This window comes from Pseudomonas sp. LD120, assembly GCF_009861525.1.
Classification (GTDB): Bacteria; Pseudomonadota; Gammaproteobacteria; order Pseudomonadales; family Pseudomonadaceae; genus Aquipseudomonas.
Map to the genome: position 1 here is coordinate 333,044 of NZ_WVHL01000002.1, position 19,751 is coordinate 352,794.

20 protein-coding genes and 1 riboswitch are annotated in these 19,751 nt (G+C 63.1%); of the genes, 14 read left to right on the plus strand and 6 right to left on the minus strand.

Going from position 1 to position 19,751, the window contains the following annotated elements; translation table 11 throughout:
- Positions 1 to 122 precede the first annotated feature (122 nt).
- Positions 123 to 2,246, plus strand: coding sequence for a hypothetical protein (locus PLD_RS04505; RefSeq protein ID WP_159890230.1), 2,124 nt, complete (start codon positions 123 to 125; stop codon positions 2,244 to 2,246).
- 96 nt (positions 2,247 to 2,342) lie between these two features.
- Positions 2,343 to 3,551, plus strand: coding sequence for a hypothetical protein (locus PLD_RS04510; RefSeq protein WP_159890231.1), 1,209 nt, complete (start codon positions 2,343 to 2,345; stop codon positions 3,549 to 3,551).
- A gap of 28 nt (positions 3,552 to 3,579) precedes the next feature.
- Here PLD_RS04510 and PLD_RS04515 read toward each other — a convergent pair whose 3' ends face one another.
- Positions 3,580 to 3,843, minus strand: coding sequence for a hypothetical protein (locus PLD_RS04515; RefSeq protein ID WP_159890233.1), 264 nt, complete (start codon positions 3,841 to 3,843; stop codon positions 3,580 to 3,582).
- A gap of 193 nt (positions 3,844 to 4,036) precedes the next feature.
- Here PLD_RS04515 and PLD_RS04520 point away from each other — a divergent pair, with 193 nt between their 5' ends.
- Positions 4,037 to 4,378, plus strand: a complete 342-nt coding sequence (locus PLD_RS04520) for a hypothetical protein (protein WP_159890235.1) — start codon at positions 4,037 to 4,039, stop codon at positions 4,376 to 4,378.
- A gap of 12 nt (positions 4,379 to 4,390) precedes the next feature.
- Here PLD_RS04520 and PLD_RS04525 read toward each other — a convergent pair whose 3' ends face one another.
- The 4 genes from PLD_RS04525 to PLD_RS04540 all read right to left on the minus strand — a co-directional run bounded on the left by PLD_RS04525 (position 4,391) and on the right by PLD_RS04540 (position 9,821).
- Entirely contained in the window at positions 4,391 to 4,534 is a 144-nt protein-coding gene (locus tag PLD_RS04525) for a DUF2256 domain-containing protein (RefSeq protein ID WP_159890237.1), read from the minus strand.
- Positions 4,531 to 6,078 (minus strand): cryptochrome/photolyase family protein, encoded by a 1,548-nt coding sequence (locus PLD_RS04530; RefSeq protein WP_159890239.1) that lies wholly within the window; start codon positions 6,076 to 6,078, stop codon positions 4,531 to 4,533. The genes PLD_RS04525 and PLD_RS04530 overlap by 4 nt, the downstream gene beginning before the upstream one ends.
- Positions 6,072 to 6,782 carry an SDR family NAD(P)-dependent oxidoreductase gene (locus tag PLD_RS04535; RefSeq protein WP_159890241.1) on the minus strand — a complete coding sequence of 237 codons (711 nt, stop codon included), beginning with the start codon at positions 6,780 to 6,782 and terminating at the stop codon, positions 6,072 to 6,074. The genes PLD_RS04530 and PLD_RS04535 overlap by 7 nt, the downstream gene beginning before the upstream one ends.
- A gap of 774 nt (positions 6,783 to 7,556) precedes the next feature.
- A complete protein-coding gene (locus PLD_RS04540; RefSeq protein WP_256674542.1) occupies positions 7,557 to 9,821 on the minus strand; it encodes a response regulator in 2,265 nt (754 codons plus the stop codon).
- A 646-nt stretch (positions 9,822 to 10,467) separates the two neighbouring features.
- On the opposite strand from PLD_RS04540, the gene PLD_RS04545 reads away from it, so the two are divergent.
- From PLD_RS04545 to PLD_RS04590, 10 genes are all read left to right on the plus strand, one after another.
- On the plus strand, positions 10,468 to 11,955 hold the full coding sequence (locus tag PLD_RS04545) for an NAD(P)H-hydrate dehydratase (RefSeq protein WP_159890245.1): 1,488 nt from the start codon (positions 10,468 to 10,470) through the stop codon (positions 11,953 to 11,955).
- 36 nt (positions 11,956 to 11,991) lie between these two features.
- Positions 11,992 to 13,020 (plus strand): zinc-dependent alcohol dehydrogenase family protein, encoded by a 1,029-nt coding sequence (locus PLD_RS04550; protein ID WP_159890247.1) that lies wholly within the window; start codon positions 11,992 to 11,994, stop codon positions 13,018 to 13,020.
- A complete protein-coding gene (locus PLD_RS04555) occupies positions 13,010 to 13,591 on the plus strand; it encodes a GNAT family N-acetyltransferase (protein ID WP_159890249.1) in 582 nt (193 codons plus the stop codon). Before PLD_RS04550 ends, PLD_RS04555 begins: the two co-directional genes overlap by 11 nt.
- A gap of 187 nt (positions 13,592 to 13,778) precedes the next feature.
- Entirely contained in the window at positions 13,779 to 14,399 is a 621-nt protein-coding gene (locus PLD_RS04560; RefSeq protein ID WP_256674543.1) for a helix-turn-helix domain-containing protein, read from the plus strand.
- 118 nt (positions 14,400 to 14,517) lie between these two features.
- Positions 14,518 to 14,664 carry a hypothetical protein gene (locus PLD_RS04565; protein WP_159890253.1) on the plus strand — a complete coding sequence of 49 codons (147 nt, stop codon included), beginning with the start codon at positions 14,518 to 14,520 and terminating at the stop codon, positions 14,662 to 14,664.
- 42 nt (positions 14,665 to 14,706) lie between these two features.
- Positions 14,707 to 14,889, plus strand: a complete 183-nt coding sequence (locus PLD_RS31005; RefSeq protein WP_371928930.1) for an ATP-binding protein — start codon at positions 14,707 to 14,709, stop codon at positions 14,887 to 14,889.
- A 202-nt stretch (positions 14,890 to 15,091) separates the two neighbouring features.
- Positions 15,092 to 15,288, plus strand: a riboswitch (cobalamin riboswitch).
- 41 nt (positions 15,289 to 15,329) lie between these two features.
- Positions 15,330 to 15,977 carry an energy-coupling factor ABC transporter permease gene (locus tag PLD_RS04575; RefSeq protein WP_159890255.1) on the plus strand — a complete coding sequence of 216 codons (648 nt, stop codon included), beginning with the start codon at positions 15,330 to 15,332 and terminating at the stop codon, positions 15,975 to 15,977.
- Between the two features lie 98 nt (positions 15,978 to 16,075).
- Positions 16,076 to 16,459, plus strand: a complete 384-nt coding sequence (locus tag PLD_RS04580; RefSeq protein ID WP_159890257.1) for a DUF2946 domain-containing protein — start codon at positions 16,076 to 16,078, stop codon at positions 16,457 to 16,459.
- 197 nt (positions 16,460 to 16,656) lie between these two features.
- Positions 16,657 to 17,040 (plus strand): DUF2946 family protein, encoded by a 384-nt coding sequence (locus PLD_RS04585; RefSeq protein ID WP_256674544.1) that lies wholly within the window; start codon positions 16,657 to 16,659, stop codon positions 17,038 to 17,040.
- A gap of 172 nt (positions 17,041 to 17,212) precedes the next feature.
- Positions 17,213 to 17,788, plus strand: coding sequence for a putative natural product biosynthesis protein (locus PLD_RS04590; RefSeq protein ID WP_159890261.1), 576 nt, complete (start codon positions 17,213 to 17,215; stop codon positions 17,786 to 17,788).
- An 812-nt stretch (positions 17,789 to 18,600) separates the two neighbouring features.
- Here PLD_RS04590 and PLD_RS04595 read toward each other — a convergent pair.
- Entirely contained in the window at positions 18,601 to 18,891 is a 291-nt protein-coding gene (locus PLD_RS04595) for a cytochrome c5 family protein (RefSeq protein WP_371928931.1), read from the minus strand.
- A gap of 400 nt (positions 18,892 to 19,291) precedes the next feature.
- On the opposite strand from PLD_RS04595, the gene PLD_RS04600 reads away from it, so the two are divergent.
- Positions 19,292 to 19,711, plus strand: coding sequence for a DUF2946 family protein (locus tag PLD_RS04600; protein WP_159890265.1), 420 nt, complete (start codon positions 19,292 to 19,294; stop codon positions 19,709 to 19,711).
- Positions 19,712 to 19,751 lie beyond the last annotated feature (40 nt).

The following is a 19,751-nucleotide window of genomic DNA, read 5'->3' on the forward strand; positions in this document are numbered from 1 at the left end:
TCGGGTTACATTGCAGCGACTTGCGGCTACTCTTTGCAGCCCCGCCGCAGGCTGGCCAGTACCGCGCCCGAGGTCAGCCCCGGCGGCGCTCTCAACGTTTTTTTTCAGGTAAGGAACAGGCTTTGACTGATCGCATGGTCTTGACGGCTGATGGCAGCGTTGCTGCGTTTTCCACCTTTGAGTCCGTGACCTGCCTGGTGCTGCTGGGTGATCCCGGAGCCGGCAAGAGTCACTTGTTCGACCACTGTGACGCGCATGCGGGCGGCCGGGCCCTGTCGCTGCGCAGCTTCCTGTTGCGCGATCCAGCGCTGATCGACGAGGGCAGCACCTTGTTCATCGACGCCCTGGATGAGCATCGTGCGCAGCATGGCGACGGGCCCGCCTTCGACAACCTGATTCGCCACCTCGGGCGCTTGCCGCCGTGCCGGGTACGGATTGCCTGTCGCAGTGCCGACTGGGCGGGGCTCAGTGACCTGAAGCTGTTGTCCAACTGCTTTCCGGGAAAGGACCAGGTGCAAGAGCTGCACTTGCTGGCGCTCAGTGAAGAGGAACAGCAGCAGGTACTGGAGCAGCATGGCAGCGCGCCAAAGGACTTTCTGCAGCAGGCGCGGCAGCGCGGTCTGGAAGAGATGCTCGGCAACCCGCTGACCTTGCTGATGCTGGCCCAGGTGGTTGCCCAGGATCACTGGCCCCTGACCCGCAGGGAACTGTTCGAGCGTTCCAGCGTGCTGCTGCTGGACGAGTTCAATGCGGCGCATCGCGATGACCGTCAGCCCCATGGGCAACTCTCGGAGCAGCAGATGCTGGAGGCGGCGGGCCTGTTGTGTGCCTTGCGCCTGTTGGCCGATATCGACGGTTTCAGCACGGATGAGCGCTACGACCGGCGCTATCCGCCCCTGCGCAAGTTGCATGCATTCGGCACTGCCGCGCTGCGGGCGGCCCTGGCCAGCCGGGTCTTTACCTCGACCCGCGAGCCTGGGGTGTTCGATTACGGCCACAAGGCCAGCGCCGAGTACCTGGCGGCGCGTTATCTTGCCGGGCAGTTCCATGCCGGGTTGCCGCTGAGCAGAATTCGCCTGTTGCTCGGTGTCGAAGGCAAGCCGGCCTCGTACCTGCGGGGCGTACATGCCTGGCTGGCGGTCTTTCTGGGGGGCCATGTCAACGGGTTCATCGCGGCGGACCCCTATGGCATCCTGGTCTATGGCGACGCTGCTTCGTTGAGTGTCCAGAGCAAGATCCAACTGCTGCAGGCGCTGGCCGATCTGGCGACGGCCGATCCCTGGTTCCGGGGCCAGGAACCTCCCGCCTCGAACCTGGCGGGCTTCACCGAGCCAGGGCTGGTGCCCTGTTTTCAACGCCTGTTGTCCGACCCGGGCCAGCCCCATGAACTGCGTTTGCTGCTCTTGGACCTGTTACGCGCCGGCCAGCCGCTACCGGCGATGTTGCAGCCGTTGACGCAGCGGCTGGCCGGCTCGGGCATCCATCTGAGCGAGCGTGCCCACGCCGCGCAAGCGTTATCGCGCTTGGGGGAGCCCGGGACTCACGCCGTGCGGCAGGTTTACCGAAAACTGGTGGGCGACAACGACACCAGAAGCCTGTGTGGCTATCTCCTCAGTCAGCGCCTGGCTGGTCAGCCCCACTATGGCGAGCTGCTGGAGCTGTATCGACAGGCTGCCGACGGCCCTCACACCGCCTACAACTCGCTGACGCGTTGGGGGCTGCATGAGGTGGTGGCCGAGTCCGAGATTGCCGTTTGCCTGGACGGTATGGTCGAGCTGTGGCACCAAACCGCGGATGAAGCCGCCAGGGCCGAGATGCTCAGGTTTGTCCTGTGCTTGCTGGTGCGTTATCTCAACACCGTGGCCGCGTTGGACGAGACGCGACTGTTTCCATGGCTGGGGTTTATCAATCTCGGCATCGTCGACCCGCATCCGTGGCTGTTCAATGGGCTGCGCACGGCGCTGCAGCAACGTCCGGAGACGGCCCGGGGCCTGTTGGACAGGGCCGCCAGCCATCCGGGACTGGTGGGTTGCGGTTTTCTTGAGCAAGAGCTGCCAGGCGCGGACGAGCAGCAGGCCGAGGCGCAGGAAAGCGACTATCTGTGCCCCGAGCCCTATCAACCTGCGGTTGCAGCGCTGCGCCAGCAACTGGAAGGCACTGTGGCACCGCTCACCTGCGACAGTTATCTGCTGGGGTTGGTGATCTTCGACGCTATCGAACGGGAGACCCTGGCCGGGCAGGCCTAGTTCTCAGCCTTTCGCCAAGCGCAGTACGCGGACTATATCGACTGCATCGTCCTGCACTTTCTGGCGCTGCCGGACCGTTTCAGGCAGCGCAGTTGCATGTCCTGGAAAGCCACCCGGCAGATTGCCTTGGCGGACAAGCTCGATGTGGCGTTCAAGGTCCTCAATGGCGCCGAATTTCTGGACAAGACGGCTTTGTACGATGTGGTACGACCATTCTGCCGTGACCTCGACCCGCAACGCTTTGGCCCCTGCATCAGTCAACTGCTGAGCAGCGCTGCTGGCCAGGAACATCAGGCCTTCATCCTCACCCTGGGGCTGTTGCTGTCGCTGGAGCCGTTCGCTCCTGTGCTGGAAGCCTGCGATACCACCACCCGCAATGAGGTGGTTTGGTACCTGCGTGACCTGACCGGGCTGGTGCGCGGATTTGACGGACCCATGGACCTGTCCGCTGAGCAGGTGTTCTGTTTCTGTCGCCTGGTCGCTGACCAATACCCGGCCACGCCGCTGGCTTTCGATTGGTTTGCTCCCAGTAACACTGGGGCCGAGGACGCCGATGAGTTCATGGCCGGACTGATCAGTTACCTGGCCACCAAGACGTGTGACGACTCCCGGCGCCATTTGCGCACCTTGCAAGGTCATCCGCGACTGGCCTCGTGGCACCCCTACCTGAACCACGCGCTGCTGCTCAACGACGCCCGGCGGCGTGACGCTCGGCACACCCGACATGGCTGGGAGCAGGTGGCCCAGGTCCTGAATAACGGCGTGCCCGGCACTATCGAGCAGATGCAGGCGCTGGTGCTGGATGAGCTGCAAGGGATTGCCGGCCTGCTGCATAACAACCTCGACGTGCACGAGTTTTTCTGGAACGAGGTCAAGGGCCGGATCAGCACCCCCAAATGGGAGGAAAGCTGCCGTGACGTGCTGTTGAGCCTGCTGCGTCCGCGACTGGAGGCACGCCACATCACGGCCGAGCCCGAGGCGCACATGGCCGATGAAAAACGCGTGGATATCGCCGTGCAAAGCGGGTCCATCAAGCTGGTGATCGAGCTCAAGCGCAGTTCACACAAGGACGTCTGGAGCGCGATCCAGGACCAGTTGATCGCACTCTATACCCCCGATCCCGGGGCCCGTGGCCACGGCATCTATGGTGTGTTCTGGCATGGACCACGGGCCAAGGTCCGCGCCGGCCCCGGGGGCGTGGTGCCGCAGACCGCTGAGCAGATGCTGAGCCTGCTCGAGGCCTGCGTCCCCGAGCCGCAGCGCCCGTACATCAAGCTCTTCGTGCTGGATGTCTCAGGCGCCTGAGGGCTTGAGCAACGCGGCGGGCGGGCTCTCAATCGGCTTCGGCAGCGTCCTGAACAGGGGACAACCAGGTCGTCAGCACCCGCCGGTCCAGCTCTTCCCACTCGGCCATGCCCAGCACCCGGGTGGTGTTCAGGCCGCGCAGGTAGCCGCGCAGTTGGTAGGCCACGGCCCGCAGCGACTGCGGATCGGTGCTGGGCTCGCCCAGCACGCTTTCGTACTCGATCAGGTAGTCGGCCACCCGGTCGCGAAATTCGGGCAGGACGGCATCACGGATAAGGTCAAAAGTTCGCACGCAAGAATCCCTTTTAGTTGTAGTTGGACGCTCGGGCAGTCTGCACGGCGGGCAACTATCGGTTCAAGTGATAGTGACCATCAATAAATGCAGGTTCTGCTTTGTTGCCTCAGCAGGGAAAATCTCCGGCGTTGATCATTTGCTGACGCCAGAGACGGCGTCATGACCTCGTTTTTATCCCAGGACTTCACTGATGTACCGTTTGCTTATCCCCGCCATGACGTTTACCGGGCTGCTGCTGGCCGGCTGTGCTTCTGCGCCGAATGATCCGACCTTGGTCATGCAGACCCGGAAACCCCCCGCCGAATACGCCGACTGCGTGCTTCCCAAGCTGCAGCGCAGCGCCCAGAACGCAAGTGTGGCGCAATCACAGCGCGGCTACCGCATCGTGGTCACCAGCAAAGTTGTCGCCGATAACGTGCTGGAGGTCTACAAAACGTCCAGCGGCGGCAAGGTGTTCCTCTATGAGCGGCACTTGCTGGCGTCGAGCTTTGCGCCGTCGAGCTTCGAGCAAGCAGCGCAGGACTGCCTGTAATCCGCAGCGTTTTCAGCCTGGGTTCGAGCGCGCTGTGCGGCGGCAACGTTCCGAGCAAAAGCGTACTTGATCCCAGCAACGGGTCCAGCGCTTGCGCCAACTGAATGGCAGGCCGCAGAACGCACAGTCCTTGCGTGGCAATTCGGATTTCTTCATAGGGCTTGTCCTGCATCCAGACGCGTCAGCAGCTCCTCGCCGCGTTGCCAGAGGGCTTCCCGGCGGGCTTCGTCCATGCGCTGCAGGTTGCGATAGGTCAGGGCCAGCCGCGGATTGCCGCCCAGTTGCCTTTGGTGACGCATCAGGAAATGCCAATACAGGGCGTTGAACGGGCAGGCATCGTTGCCGGTGGCCTGGTCCACCCGATAGCGACAGCCACCACAGTAGTCGGACATCCGCTGAATGTAGCGGCCGCTGGCGCAATAGGGCTTGGAGCCCAGGTAGCCGCCGTCGGCGTGCATCACCATGCCCAGGGTGTTGGGCAGTTCGACCCAGTCGAAGGCGTCCAGGTAGACCGCCAGGTACCAGTCGCAGATGGCTTTGGGCGCAATCCCGGCCAGCAGCGCGAAGTTGCCGGTGACCATCAGTCGCTGGATATGGTGTGCGTAGCCCAGTTCCAGGGTTTGCCCGATGACCTGGGACATGCAACGCATGTCGGTGGCGCCGCTCCAGTAGAACGCCGGCAGTGCCCGATCATTGGCAAAGCCGTTGAGCTCGGCATATTCAGGCATGCGCAACCAGTAGATGCCGCGCACATATTCGCGCCAGCCGATCAGTTGGCGGATAAACCCCTCCGCGGCATTGAGTGCAACCCTTTTCTCGCGGTAGGCGCGCTCGACGTCGTCACACAACTGCCGCAGATCCAGCAGCCCGATGTTCAGGGCCGCACTGATCCGTGCATGAAACAGAAACGGCTCGCCGTCGGCCATGGCGTCCTGGTAGTCACCAAAGGCGGGCAGGGCAAAGTCGAGAAAATGCTGCCACAGCAACTGCGCTTGCTCGTGCGTCACCGGGTAGTCAAAGGCATCGAGGCTGCCGTAATGGTCGCTAAAGCACCGAGCCACCAGCGCCAACACCTCGCGGGTGATGCTGTCGTGGCCGAAGCGCGCCTGGAACGGGCCACGCAGGCCCTTGGGCAGGGCTTTGCGATTGTCGGCGTCGAGGTTCCAGGTGCCACCGCACGGGCTGGCGTCCGGCTCTAGCAACAGGCCGCTCTTCTTGCGCATCTCGCGGTAGAAAAACTCCATGCGTAACGAGCGGCGACCCGCCGCCCAGGCGCGAAATTGCTCGCGCGAACACAGAAAGCGCCGATCGGCATGCCAAATCAGCGCCAGGCCACCCTCGCGCAGGGCCTGTTCCAGGCGCCACTCGCCGCATTCGGTGACGTGCACCTGATCGGCATTCAAGGCCGCCTGCCAGCGTCGTAACTCGCCGGGGATGCTGCCGCTGTTGTCAGCGTCGTCCAAAGCCACATAGATCACCCGCCAGCCGCGTTGGCGAAGGCGGGCGGCGAAGTGGCGCATGGCGCTGAAGATCAGGACGATTTTTTGCGGATGATGCCGGACATAACGCGCCTCGCTGTGCACCTCGGCCATCAGCAACGCGTCGCGCGCAGGGTCCAGCGCCTTGAACAGGTCCAGATCGAATGACAGCTGGTCACCCAGCACCAGGCCCAGTCGCCTGGCAGGCGTTGGGCTCACCATGCCAGCCGCTCACCGTCATAGGCGAAGAATTCGCCGCTGTCGGCCGGCGTCAGGCGGTCGATCAGGTTTAACAGTTCACCGGCCGCGAGCGATGCCGGCCGCGCCGCAACGGCGCCCCGAAAGGGTTGCGACAATCGCGAAATGACCGTGCCTGGGTGCAGGCTCAACAGCCGTGCCCTGGGTTGAGTGCGTGCCAGTTCGATTGCCGCGGTTTTCACCAGCATGTTCAGCGCCGCCTTGGAGGCGCGATAGGCGTACCAGCCGCCCAGACGGTTATCACCGATGCTGCCGACCTTGGCGCTGAGCATTGCCATCGCCCCTTCGGGGCCGAGCAACGGTAGAAAGTGCCGCAGCACCAACGCCGGCCCCAGAGCATTGACCTGAAACACCGCCTTCAGCGCGTGGTCCTCAATGGCCGCATAGCTTTTCTCCGGCCCTATAGCACCGCGATGGAGCAGGCCGGCGGCGTGCACGATCAGTTGATACGGCGCTTGGGCGGCTAACGCGGCGGCGGCCTCGGCGATGCTCTCGGGCTGCTCCAGGTCCAGCATGGGCAGTGTTCCTCGGCCCAGGGTACGTACGCCGGCGCAGCGTGGGTCTTGTTCGAGCCATTGACAAAACGCGGCGCCCAGCCCGCCGCTGGCGCCTATCACCAAGGCGCGATAGCCATTACCCAGCGAGTTCATGCTCAGGGCTGTGTTCATTCAGTGTCTCCTGTGGATGGGCATCGGCGGCCCCAACGGACGGGAGTGCCGGTCTGTCGCGCGAGGGATCGATCCCTGTGCAAGTTCGTCTCGATATTTGTACATAAAAATTTACTTTGTACATGTTTTTTTGCCGTGCTTGCGGCTATCAGTGCTTGCCGCGACCTGGATGTATCGGTGTCCAGCAACCGGGGACAGGCAGGGGGAGGGTGGATGGTTCGCTCGCTCGGGGGCTGTTCAGCAACGCGTTGATTACCGTTGGCCCATGCCGTGCCAAGATTCGCCGCGCCCGCCAGGCCCGCCGCTCGCCGCTTGTATCGGGGCAGAAGAGCGTTACTGGTGCCCTGATGGGGGCCGCGATGCTGTTCCAGGCTGGCTTTGACAGGCCGTAATCGTGTTGCTGATTCAACCTGGAGCAGCCGCGCCGGCGCCTCGCCTTGACGCAAGAAGCACACTGCCCGGACGCGAAGCGGCCATTGACCATCGAAATACAGCGTCAGTGGCCATCGCTCTGAGTTGTACGCCTTTCAGGTTTGTGTATAGGTTTTGCGCGAGATTAACCGAAAAAAAACACTGACAATCCATGATTCGCCCCTTGGGCGCAGGCAGGGCCGGTGTCTGCGGCCCATCCTGCCAGCCTCGGCGTCACGGTTGTCGGCTTGAATGGCAATGGCCTTGGTGCCGGTGACCGTGATCTTGCCAACCCGCTGTTGCGCCTGTGGAGCAGGCCTGAGTAGCCGACCTTGCAGCGCGGCGGGGTAATGGTGCGGGGGATTAACTCAACCCCCGCGAGCTGGCCGCCAGGGCGACACGGGCCAAGGCGGGAATGGATTTGCAATGAGTGCGGTTCATGATCGAGGCGCGGTGGTTTTCCACCGTGCGCTGGCTGATCCCCAGTTCAGCGGCGATGTTTTTACTGGGGTGGCCCGCTAGCACCAGCTCCATGATTTGTCGTTGCCGCTGGGTCAGGCCTTCAATGCACTGCACCGCCTGCTCGGTCCAGGCCCGGCGCTTGTTGGCGTCGTGTGAGTGTTCCAGGGCGCGGGCCACGCTGTGCAGCAATTGGCAACGAACCAATGGCTTTTCGATGAAATCCGCGGCACCGGCCTTCATCGCTTCCACGGCAATGCTCACCTCGCCACTGTTGCTGGTGATGATGAGCGCAAGCGGGTCGTCGTTGGCTTTGAATCGATGCAACAGCTCAAGGCCGTTGTGCGCACCCACCAGCAGGCAGGCGAGTTGCCCGGGGAGGTAGTCCTGCAGAAAGGCCTTGACCTTGGGATAGTCCAGAACGGCGTAGCCGTACGGTTCCAGCACACAGCGTACGGTGGCGCGAAACAGCGGGTCCTCGTCAATCACGAACACTCGCGCTGCGTCTGCGACGGGAGTGATCAGGGGGCTGTTGTGCACCTGCTGCCTGGCCAGCAACGATGCGACGACGAAGGAGATTTCATTGAGCTTTGCCGGCTTGTTGAGCTTGATACAGCCCTCAAAGGCCACATCGTGGGACAGTTGTCGCGAAATGTCGCCGGTCAGGATGACGGCGGGAATACGCCGATGCAGTTGCTCGCGCAGTTGAACAATGACCTGTAGGCCATTGATCGGGCCGGGCAGGTTGTAGTCGGCGAATATCAGGTCCGGCTGCACGCCGCCCTGGCGAATGCTTTGGAACGCGTGCTCGGCGTCGCTGGCCATGACCACTTGGTAGCCTTGGGACTTGAGTTGCGTGCCCAGCAAGTCGAGCACTTCAAGGTCATCTTCCACCAGCAGGATCAGGCCGCTGTGCGGTTGTTCGTGGTTCGTTTGCAGGGCATGCGCGGGTGCCTCCTGCGGCGTGGCAATCTCCGGGGCCAAGGCCACATCGACAAACAATGCCGTGCCTTTGGCCACCTGCGAATGGCCACGCAATTGATGGCCGAGCAAAGCGCACAGGTATTGGACGATGGGCAGTCCCTGACCCGGCTCCTGCCCCGGGTTGAGCGACGGGTCTGTGCCGTTCAGACGCAATTGCAGGGCGGCCGGCTCCATACCGACGCCGGTGTCCCAGACTCCAATGCTGAGCCAGCCGCCGTGGCGCCTGCAGCCCAGGAGTATGCGGCCTTCATGGGTGTGGTTCAGGGCGTTGCTCAGCAAGTTGCGCAACACTTGTTCAAGCAAGCGTGGATCGCTTTCCACCGACAGCCGGCAGGGCACCAGCTTCAGCTTCAGGCCTTTGGCCCCCGCCTTGTAGCTGAATTCATCGGCGAGCCGGTCCAGCAGATCGCTCATTCTGAAACTGACCGGATTGACCCTGATCTCGCCGGTTTCGATGTGATTGATGTCCAAAATGGCGTTCAACAACCCCGACATTGCGCCCACGGTTTCGCCAATCCTCACGGTCAGTCGGCGCGGTTGCTCTTCGTCGAGCATGCCGAGCAGCAAACCTTGTAGAAGCTTGAGGGTCTGCAGGGGCTGGCGCAGATCATGGCTGGTGGAGGCCAGAAAGCGTGACTGACGCACAGCAGCCAACTCAGCCTTTTGCGTCTCGGCCTGCAACGCCTGGGCGAGCTGTTTTTTCTCACCGATCGCGATAAAGGTGATGAGCACGCCATCTACCGCACCGTCTTCGTCGAGGTAGGCGCTGATCTGTCGCAGGAAACTCTCCCCGGTGCGGGATTCGACCTCGCGTTCCGCGGGCGTACCGGTGTGCATGACGGTATCGGCATCGTCCAGCAGGTCGGGATCGGTCGGTAACGGCCGGAGGTCGGCCATGGGCCGCCCGATGTCAGTGCTGCGCAGGTTGAACAAGGGCTGGCAGGCCGGGGTGAACAGCCGGAGGTTGAGTTGCGCGTCGAGCAAGAGGGTGGCGATGGGCAGGCGAGACAGCACGTTCAGCACCATCTTTGAAGCGGCACTTTGCTGCTCAAGCCTAGCTTGCAAGGCTTCATTCATTGCGCTCAGTTGCTGATTGAGCGAGCGCAGTTGCTCAAGGGTTTGCGGTGAACTGGCGGGAACCAGGCATGGGGCCTGGCTTGGTGTTGCAGCGTCAACCGAGGACATTGGAGTCATCACCTTGGTCTTGGCCGTTCCGGAACTGAGTGGAAGGCGAATGGGCATTGTGAGAGTCCGCAGGGGCGTGCTCCAAACGTGCACGCTTCTCGATCCTACTCCTCTTTGCACAATCGGCGCGGTCCGCCTGGAGGCGATCTTGAGTCTGCGACCAACGGTTGTCCGGTAATCCAGGGTCATGCCCGGGGCGCCCGGGCCTAGGTAATTTCCGAACCTTCCGCTGCCACGCCCTGCGCGCCGCTGTGGAAGCCAGGCAGGCATTGGATCAGGCCCATGGGCGAGGGCCGCGATCGCTCCCATTGTCTGTTCGCGCCCGGTAACGGCGGATTCGGGGCGCGCGCCTGCTCACAGGCTAGGTAGTTTCCGAGGCTGGTCAGGTGCAACCAAGGCGCCTAGGTTGAAGGCCTCAGCAGCGCGACGCCGAGCGTCTCGCCCCTGGGGCGCTACCCGGTACCCACTGATTCGGAATCGATCCGATGAAAACGGATAAGCCACAAAAACAACATGTCCTCGTACGGCCGCGCTTTGCGCCTGGGGTCAAGGCGCCTGCGAGCGGGGGCGGCTGGATGCGCCTGGTGGGCAGCGTGCCTGCGCGAGTGGTCATCGATTTCGCTGCGGTTTGAACGAGTGTCAGCCCATGAACAGATTCAACGGCCAAGCCTTGCTCAACAAACACCAGGGCGCGTTATTGACGGTCGAGCAGATGGCACAAGCCGACCGCCTGGCGGTGGCTGCCGGGGTGCCGGCGTTTGAGCTGATGGCCAATGCTGGTACTGCGGTGGCGCTTGAAATTCAACGGCGCTGGACCCCCAGGCCGGTGGTGGTGCTGTGTGGCCCGGGCAACAACGGTGGCGATGGGTTTGTGACCGCGAGTTGGCTGCGCGATGCCGGCTGGGCGGTAAAGGTCGCCCTGCTGGGCAGTCGCTTCAGCCTCAAGGATGAGGCCCGGCAACATGCGCAGCGTTGGGGCGATGAGGTCGACAGTCTGAGTCCGCAGGTCATCGAAGGCGCCGAACTGATCGTCGATGCGTTGTTCGGTGCCGGCCTGAGCCGGCCCTTGCAAGGCCTTGCCCTGGAGACGTTGCGGGCGGCCAGCCGGGCCCAGGTGCCGATCGTTGCCATCGATACCCCCAGCGGAGTGATGGGCGATACCGGCGAAGGGCTGGGGGCGGTGGCGGCGCAACTGACGGTGACGTTTCTGCGTAAAAAGCCGGGGCACGTGTTGCTACCCGGGCGCGAGCTGTGCGGTGAAGTGGTGGTGGCCGACATCGGTACGCCGGCGACGGTGCTCGACGTCATCCAGCCCCGGACCTTTGAAAATCACCCCGGGTTGTGGCTGGCCACGTTGCCACGGGCCGGCGCCGCCGCCAACAAGCACAGCCGTGGGCATGCGCTGGTGTTTGGCGGCTATCCGATGACGGGCGCGGCCCGCATGGCGGCCCGCAGCGCCGCGCGGATCGGCGCGGGGCTGACCACCATCGCGGTGCCGGAAGTGGCGCTGCCGATTTACGCCGGGGCCTTGAACAGCATCATGGTGCGCCCCTGGGTGACGCCGGAAGACTTCGGTCATCTGCTCAATGGCAGCCGTTTTTCCGCGTGGCTGATCGGGCCCGGCGCCGGGGTGGCCAAACACACCTTCGGTCACGTCCTGGCGATGCTGGCCAGTGCCCGGCCCACGGTGCTCGACGCCGATGCGCTGACGGTTTTTCAAGATGACCCCGGGGTGCTGGACCGGGCGATTCATGGCCCTTGCGTGCTGACCCCTCACGATGGCGAGTTCCGACGGATATTCGATCCTGCGGGCGACAAACTCAGCCGCACCCGGGCCGCGGCCCGTCGTTGCGGCGCGGTGGTGGTGCTCAAAGGCAGCGACACGGTGATTGCCGCCCCCGAGGGGCATGCCGTGATCAACAGCAATGCGCCTTCGACCTTGGCCACCGCCGGCGCGGGGGATGTCTTGAGCGGCATGATCCTTGGCCTGCTCGCCCAGGGCGTGTCGGCGTTCGACAGTGCCATTGCCGCGGTCTGGTTGCATGGCGCCGCGGCCGCCAGCTTCGGCCCCGGGTTGCTGGCCGAAGACCTGCCGGACCTGCTGCCGGCGGTATTGCGCCAGTTGTACGGTTGAGACCCTTTCATTTACCGAGTGTTGCTGGAGGTTGGCATGCACGCGATGGTGTTGAACAAGACAGGCAGTCCGTTGCAGTGGACCGAGTTGCCCGATCGCCATCCTGGGCCGGGAGAGGTGCGGGTGCGGGTGACCGCATGCGGTGTGTGCCGGACTGATCTGCATGTGGTGGACGGCGAACTGGCCCATCCGCAGGTGCCGATCATTCCCGGACATGAAGTGGTTGGACGTATCGATGCCCTCGGGACTGGTGTCCTCGGACTGGCCTTGGGCGAGCGGGTGGGAATCCCGTGGCTGGGCCACACCTGCGGCGTGTGCCGGTACTGCCGTCAGCACCAAGAGAACCTCTGCGATCACCCGCTGTTCACCGGCTACACCCGTGACGGCGGCTTTGCCACGGCGCTGATTGCCGATGCCGCTTATGTGTTTGCCCTGGGCGAGGAGGGCAGTGATGCCTCGCTGGCCCCTTTGCTGTGCGCCGGATTAATTGGTTGGCGGGCGCTACTGATCGGTGGCGAAGGTAAAAAGCTTGGGCTCTACGGTTTCGGTGCTGCCGCGCATATCGTGGCCCAGGTGGCGGCTTGGCAGGGCAAGTCGGTGTTTGCCTTTACCCGTCCGACGGACATCGCCACGCAAGCCTTTGCTCGGCAGATGGGGGCGATCTGGGCGGGTGACTCGGATCAGCCGGCGCCGGAGTCGCTGGACGTGGCGATCATCTTCGCCCCAGACGGCGCGCTGGTGCCAACGGCCCTGCGTGCCGTGCGCAAGGGCGGCAGGGTGGTGTGTGCCGGTATTCACATGAGCGAGATTCCTGCATTTGCCTACGACTTGTTGTGGGGGGAGCGCTCACTGGTATCGGTGGCGAACCTGACGCGTCAGGACGGCGTCGACTTTTTACGCCTGGCGGCGCAGATCGGCGTCGTCACGCGCACCACCCTGTACCCGCTGACCCAGGCCAATCAGGCCCTTGAAGATTTGCGCAAGGGTGCATTCGAGGGGGCGGCGGTACTGGTGCCCGAGGTCATCCAAGCAACCCCTGATACAGGTATTGAACATGTTCACTGACCATACAGTGGCGGCGATCCTTGCGGCGTTGGGTGATCAGGCACCCAATGAGCACTGGATCGAGGCCTTGAACAATGGCACCCACGTGCTGATCCGGCCATTGCATCGGCAAGACCGCCAGTTGGCGTTCGCGTTTCTCGGGCAGTTGTCCGCCGAGTCGCTGCGCAGCCGCTTTTTTGCGCAGGTCGAGCAAAGCGCGCGGTCGATGCTCGATTATTTGATGGACGTGGATTATCAACAACGCATGGCTTACATCGCGATGATTCATGAGCGGGGGCAATTAACCGAGGTCGGGATCAGTCGCTATGCCGCCTGCATCGACCCTGGGCAATGCGAATGCTCGGTGGTCGTCGCTGATCGCTGGCAACGCCGGGGCCTGGGCACGCTCCTGATGCGGCACTTGATCAGCGCGGCCCAACGCAACGGTTTCAAGACCATGGTGTCGATTCACCAGGCTAACAACTTTGCCATGCATAGCCTGTCGCGTAGCCAGGGCTTTCACAGCCGCTATCCGGCGACCGGCGAAGACGAAATCATTCATGAACTCGATCTGACACCGCGCAGGGGGTAAGGGCGCGGCAATTGGGTTTTACGGCTGGGTGACCGATAGAGACTGGAGCACGACGATGTTCATGAACACTGAGTACAGCACACCGCCTGCACCAGCACGCCCCTATTCGCGGGTGGGAAGCCTTGATCCGTCAGCCTTGCACAAATGGCTTCTGTCGCCGAATTCATCCCAGCAAGAACGAGAGCGAATGGATGAACTCATCGTCTGCAACCTGCGTATCGGCCGGGGCGCAGCGCTTTATCACGCGGGAACGGCCTCGCGCCACCTGTACTTCATCCGCTTGGGCAGCTTCAAAACCCTCTATTGCTGCGAGCAAGGGCACCAGTTGGTGACTGGGTTCGCGATGTCCAACCAGGCCCTGGGCCTGGAGGCAATCACCGGCGAGTGCCACGCCTGCAGCGCCTTGGCCCTAGAAGACAGTGAAGTGATGTCAATTTCATACTCGGGTCTAGAGCGTTTGGCGCAAGACATGCCTGCGCTGCAAGCAAACCTGAACAGGTTGCTGAGCCGGGAAATCAGGCGCAGCCAGCACATGCTCATTACCTGGGGACACTACAGCGCACAAGAACGTCTGGCGATTTTCGTGCTGGGGCTCTCCAGGCGCTTTGCCGCCAGGGGCTACTCTGCGCACCACTTCGTACTGCGAATGTCACGCGAGGACATTGCGTCTTTTATTGGTGTCAGGTCTGAAACCATTTGCCGATCCATTACCCAGTTGCGCGAGCTGCAACTGGTGAATATCGAAGGCCGCAACGTCGAGATCATCCACTTGGCGCAGCTCGAGGCATTTTGTCAGCGTGGCTATTGACCCCGGGCCCTTCAGGCCCGTAGCGGGCAACGCGCGCAGCCCGGCCCGCACAGCGCCGTGACCAACTTGCTACAGGTGTACTAGCAGACCTTGCCCAGCCACTTACGATCAGCCCGCCATGTCCACGCCAAGCGACGAAAGCCGCCAGATCGTTGCTTCAATGGCGCACAGTGTTGGCCCCAATGCTGACAGCGCCAGCATCGCCGAGGCGATTGTCGCCACCTTGCACGCCATGAATCGCGCGCTCACGCCGATCGTCGGCTAGCAAGGCATCGCCGCGCTGTGCCGCCGAAGCCTTAACAACCTACTGGGTAACGCCGCCAAATACCCCCCGACGCAGGGCAGGGTGACGCTCTCGGTCACCACCCAGGGCCACGTAGTGCAACTGACGCTAAGCGACAACGGCATCGGTATCCCCGCGAAGGCGCTGCTGTTCATCTTCAAGCTGTTCAGGACGACCAGGCGACCGGCTTCAACGGCACCGGCCTGACTGTCGTGCGGGAGCGGGTTCAAGCCCGGTACGGCGACCGGGATGAGCGAGGGCCGCGGCCAAGCAGCCTGTTTGTGGTGACGCGGCCCTTAGTGGAGCGCTGACAGCCCTCGGGCGTCACTGGGGCGATGCCCTGGTTGGCCTTTTGCCAAGGCGGCGCTGCGGATGCAGGTAGAGCGTGCGCAGGCCTTGAAAAGCCCTTAATCTAGCGCCGCTTTGTGGTTCCACCCTGGGGTGGAGAATAGGGAAGCAGGTGCGCCTTATGGCCAGTCCTGCGCTGCCCCCGCAACTGTGAAAGGTTAGCGCTTATGCATTTGCCACTGGCCGAGTCTGGCCGGGAAGGCGCACCAGCGTGTCGAGCCTTGAGCCAGGAGACCTGCCACAAGTGCTGCCGATGCCGTCGGCAGCTTCCATACTCGCATCCCTCGGAGGGAGAACCGATGCATATCGAACCCGGCGTGCTCAATGCCGCCAAAGTGCTGTACGCCAATGCTGCTGCGATCGCCACCCTGGCGGCGTTTGCCCCCAAGCTGCTACGCCCCGATAACCTGATCAAGAGCGTGCTCGCCGCGGCGTTCTTCTCGGTGTTCATGGAAGTCTTTCATCTGCCGGTGGGGGCCTCGGAGTTGCACTTTGTCGGTGCGTCCGCGGTGTACATCATCTTCGGCTTCATCCCTACCTTGTTTGGCTTTGCCATCGGCTTGTTGCTTCAGGGGTTGCTGTTCGAGCCTCAAGACCTGATGCACCTGGGGGTCAACTCGTTGTCGCTGATGTTGCCGCTGATTGCCGCCCACGGCCTGCTCGGTCGACGTTTCTTCGATGTCAGTGGACGGCGTATTCGCTGGGCCGAAGTGGTCAAGTTCGACGCGCTGTATTACACCGGTGTGGTAGCGATGGTGGGTTTCTGGCTGGCGCTGGGCGAGGAGCCAACGCCGCTGAGCAATTGGGCCTGGTTCGCGTTGTCCTATCTGCCGCTGGTGGTGTGTGAGCCGCTGTTCACTTGCCTAGTGGCGCGTACCCTCAAGCGCTACGCCGACCACACGCTGGTGGCGCGCTTTACCTGTGTAAAGGCACTCAGAGTCGCCTGACCGCATCAGTACCTGCCGTCCCGAGGTGTCTGGGCGGCAGGTGACGCCACTTAAGTCGAGCTTCATCCATGGGGCTGTCCGGTGTTAAAGTCGCCGCCATGAAATTGTCCCGTCCCGACCGTTCGCTCATTGCCTGGACCCTGTATTTTTGCGTCCTGTTCAATGTGTTCGCCTGCGGTTTGGGGCACGGTCAGATGATGGGCTTTGCCCTCAACGGTGTTGGCGGGCAGTTCTGTTCGTCCCTGGGCAGCAAGGCACCGGTGCAGAAGTCCGACTTCAGCGAGCAGACCGCCAGCACCTGGGCTGGGAGCTTTTCCTGCCCGGTGTGTTCGGGCGCCGCCCTAAATCTGGTCTTGCTGTTCTGCCTGAGTTGGCTGCTGCGCATCGGGCAGGTCCGGCGGCGCACGCTTGAACCGCGCTGCAAGGCGCCCCCTCGCTATTGCTGGCCCTCAGCCAATCCTCGCGCCTCCCCTCTGATTTGAGCCCGCAAGTGGCCCGTCGCCTTGGCGGCTGACCGCCGGTAGGCCTGTACCCGTCATCTCTCTGGCTGCCACGGGCAGCGGGTGCTGTGTGGCGCAATACGGGTCGTTGAATTCCAACGATTTCGAGTGTGTGGCATGAATGGCTTCCAACGCTTGCCCCTTAGCCTGAGCGCGCGGGCCTGATGGTCTGGTGCGGCATGCGCAATGCCAGCCATCAGAACGCCTGGGTAGCGGCGTTCTTGGCGATCCTGTTGAAGGTCATGGCGCTGCCCATGGCCAGTGCCTTGGGCACCCTGAGCCTGGAACAATGGCTGGCGGGCAGTTTTTGCTCGTCCGGCGGCGTCCAGCCCATACTCGTGACCCTCGACAAAGACCCCTCCAGCTCCACAGTCCAGGGCGAGCAGGGCCATTGCTGCTGCGCCCAATCGATTGGCGCCGCGCCTCTGGGATCATCTTCCCTGGCGCTGGTGGATGCTCTCGGCGTGGCGCTGCGCTTGCCCACGACCTTGTTGTTTTTACCGGCCGTGCGTGACCGCTGGCCGTCGCTCAACCCCCGAGCCTCTCCTGCTCGTTGCAACTGACCGCAGTTATCCGCGCACCCACAGACCTAGGGCCTGGGGTGTGTATTCACGGTTATTGGTGAGATTGGAAGGAGCAGACCATGGCTCAGATTATTGAACGCCGGCTTCAGCGAACGACGCCCCCGCCACCGGGCGTTGTCGACACCCCCCTCAATGGATGCGGGAGGCTGACATGCGCGCTTTAGCGATTCCGGCCGGTGCTTCACGACTGGTCAGCCGCAGCAGCCGATTGCGCAATAGCGGCGACTTTTTGCTGCCGTTTCCCGACTACCCGAGCAACGCTCGCAGCTTTGTGCACCTGGATGCGCGCCTGTTGCCGTACTGGCACACCCTGTTCGATGTGTGTCCGGGGCTACTCAAGCTTGATCCGCCGGATGGCCTGAACATCTTCCGTGGTTTCATGACCTGGGCTTATCGCAATCACCCGCCACTGAACTGGACCTATTACCTGAGTGTGTGCCGCTGGTTGCTGGGTTCGCGCTATCAGGGGCAGATCAATGAGGATCACATAGAGGCCTTTATGAGCGCGGCGGCGGCGCGCTGGATCAACACCGACGACAGTCAGGCCCGTGGTCTGGTACTGGCCTGGCGTGAGTCGCCGGGCTGGGTGTTCGACTGGAAGGTGGCACCGCGGCCGCTGCCCGATGGCGATCCAGAGGAGTTTCCGCCGGTGCCCTGGGATTTCGCCTGGTGTCCGTTGAGCGGCACGGGCGGGGCAGGGTTCCGCCGTTGGTTACCGATCCCCTGAGGACGAGGCAGGTCCTGGGGCCCCGGCTGACTCAACCCACCGCCCTTTGTGGCAGCAGGCGCGCGATCAGGCGTGCGCCCGTTCGGTGTGCAAAGGGGGATTGGGTAGCCAGCTTTTAAGCAGTGCTTGCAGTTCCGCCTCTTCGATCAAGCCGGCTGGGTAACGGCGCAAGAGCGCGGCCCTGTATTCAGCTGTCTGCAACAGCACTAGCTCGCACGGGGCTTTGTTGGGCTGTTTCCCTGAGTCGAAAGGTCGAATGTTGACTCGGCACGCTGCGCTCATGGCATCACCTATGGCTTGTTGGCGTGGGAAAGCTACGGAGGTTATATGACGAAACGATGACAGTTGGGGCGCGCGCTGCTGCCATCACACAGGGGCCTCGCTGCGCTCTGGTGGGAGGTGCACAGGATCTGCGACAGAGCGCCACAGCGGCTGGCGCCTTGTTCTTGGGCCACGGCAGGCGCGCGATGCCCGAAATACTGCGCCTGCTGTGCCCGATTGTCGCAGTTGTTGCTGCGCGCCAGCCCTCATACAGTGTGTGGGCGTTGAGCGGAGGCAGACACTTCCACGGTTAGCTCAATGCGCAACATTGGCAACTGCGCTAGCGCTGGTTGCCCGCCCTCTGTCCCAGAGGGCTTTTTTGTCTGCTGACACCAGGTCATCGCATCACCGCTTGATCCCCGGCCCTCGTGAAATGACCGGCTTGCCTTGTCCGGTCTGTCCTGCGTTGTCCTGCCTGGCAGGGGCCGATGCTTTGGCCTGCCTGCGGCTCGCTGGCGAGCGCAGGTCAGGTGTCGAGGGGGCGCTGAGCCTTACTTGGACATCCAACTGATCACCGTCTGGTAATCCTCGGCGCTGCAATCCATGCACAAGCCACGTGGCGGCATGGCGTTGAAACCTTCGGTCACGTGCTTGATCAGCACCTCATTGCCCTTTGCCAGGCGCGGTTTCCAAGCGTCTTGATCGCCTTTTTTCGGCGCCATGGGCAATTGCCCGCTGTGGCAGGCGGTGCAGGCTCGGTTGAACACGGCTTCAGGGTCCTGGGCGGCGTGAGCGCTGGTAAAGGCGAGTAAACAGGCAGCGGCCAATAGCGTCTTCATGATGCTCCTCATCGTTTTCTTATCATCAGGTTGTCCCGCGTCCACGCGGTCGCAGCAGTGTAGTGAGGGGTGTTTGTCGACCCTATTGCGACAGCCTGCCGCACCCTCGGCTGGCAGCCGCTTGGCTGGCCGGCCGGCAGCGAACTAGTCGCGCCGCCTGTGGCAGGCGGTCGCAGGCGGGGCGGGCCAAGGCTGCGTGCTACATTGCCGACCGGCGGCATGCTTTCTCTTGGCAGGGTTACATGCCGTCACTGAGTGCCAGAGGCTCGCGAGGGGTCCTGGTGCTCTTTCCTGGTTTCATCGGGCGCCCCGGGCGTCCGTCCCTTAGCGATCAGGCACTCAAGCACGGAACATGTCCATTGACTGGGCATTGCTGATACACCCAAACAGCAGGGACTCTTGCATGATCCTCAACCAGCACCGGCGACACGCTCGGCCCACCCTCGACCTGCTGCTCTGCTTGTTCGCCCTGGTGCTGCAAGCCTTGGCCTGGGCCAGCATGCCGTTGCCCCGGTCCAGCGCCAGCGTAGGGGGTGAGTGGCTGCTGGTCTGCAGCGCCGAGGGCGTGCAGCGTCTGTCCCTGGCCGAGTTCAAGGCCCGCGCCGGCCAGAATCCGGATCAACAAGACCCGCCAGGGCAGGGCGGCGGCCATGGTTGCGCGCTGTGCCCGTTGGTCACGGGGTTGGCGCTGCAACCGGCCTGGCCCCGGCTGCCCGAGGGGGCGCCGGGTCAAGCGTTTTGCCGCCGCGCAGCGACCCGCGATCTGCGGATCACCGGCACCTTCGACACCTCACAGGCTCGGGCACCGCCGGCCATTGGCTGATCGTGCCTCATCACGCTGAGCCTGAACGTTCTGGGCACAG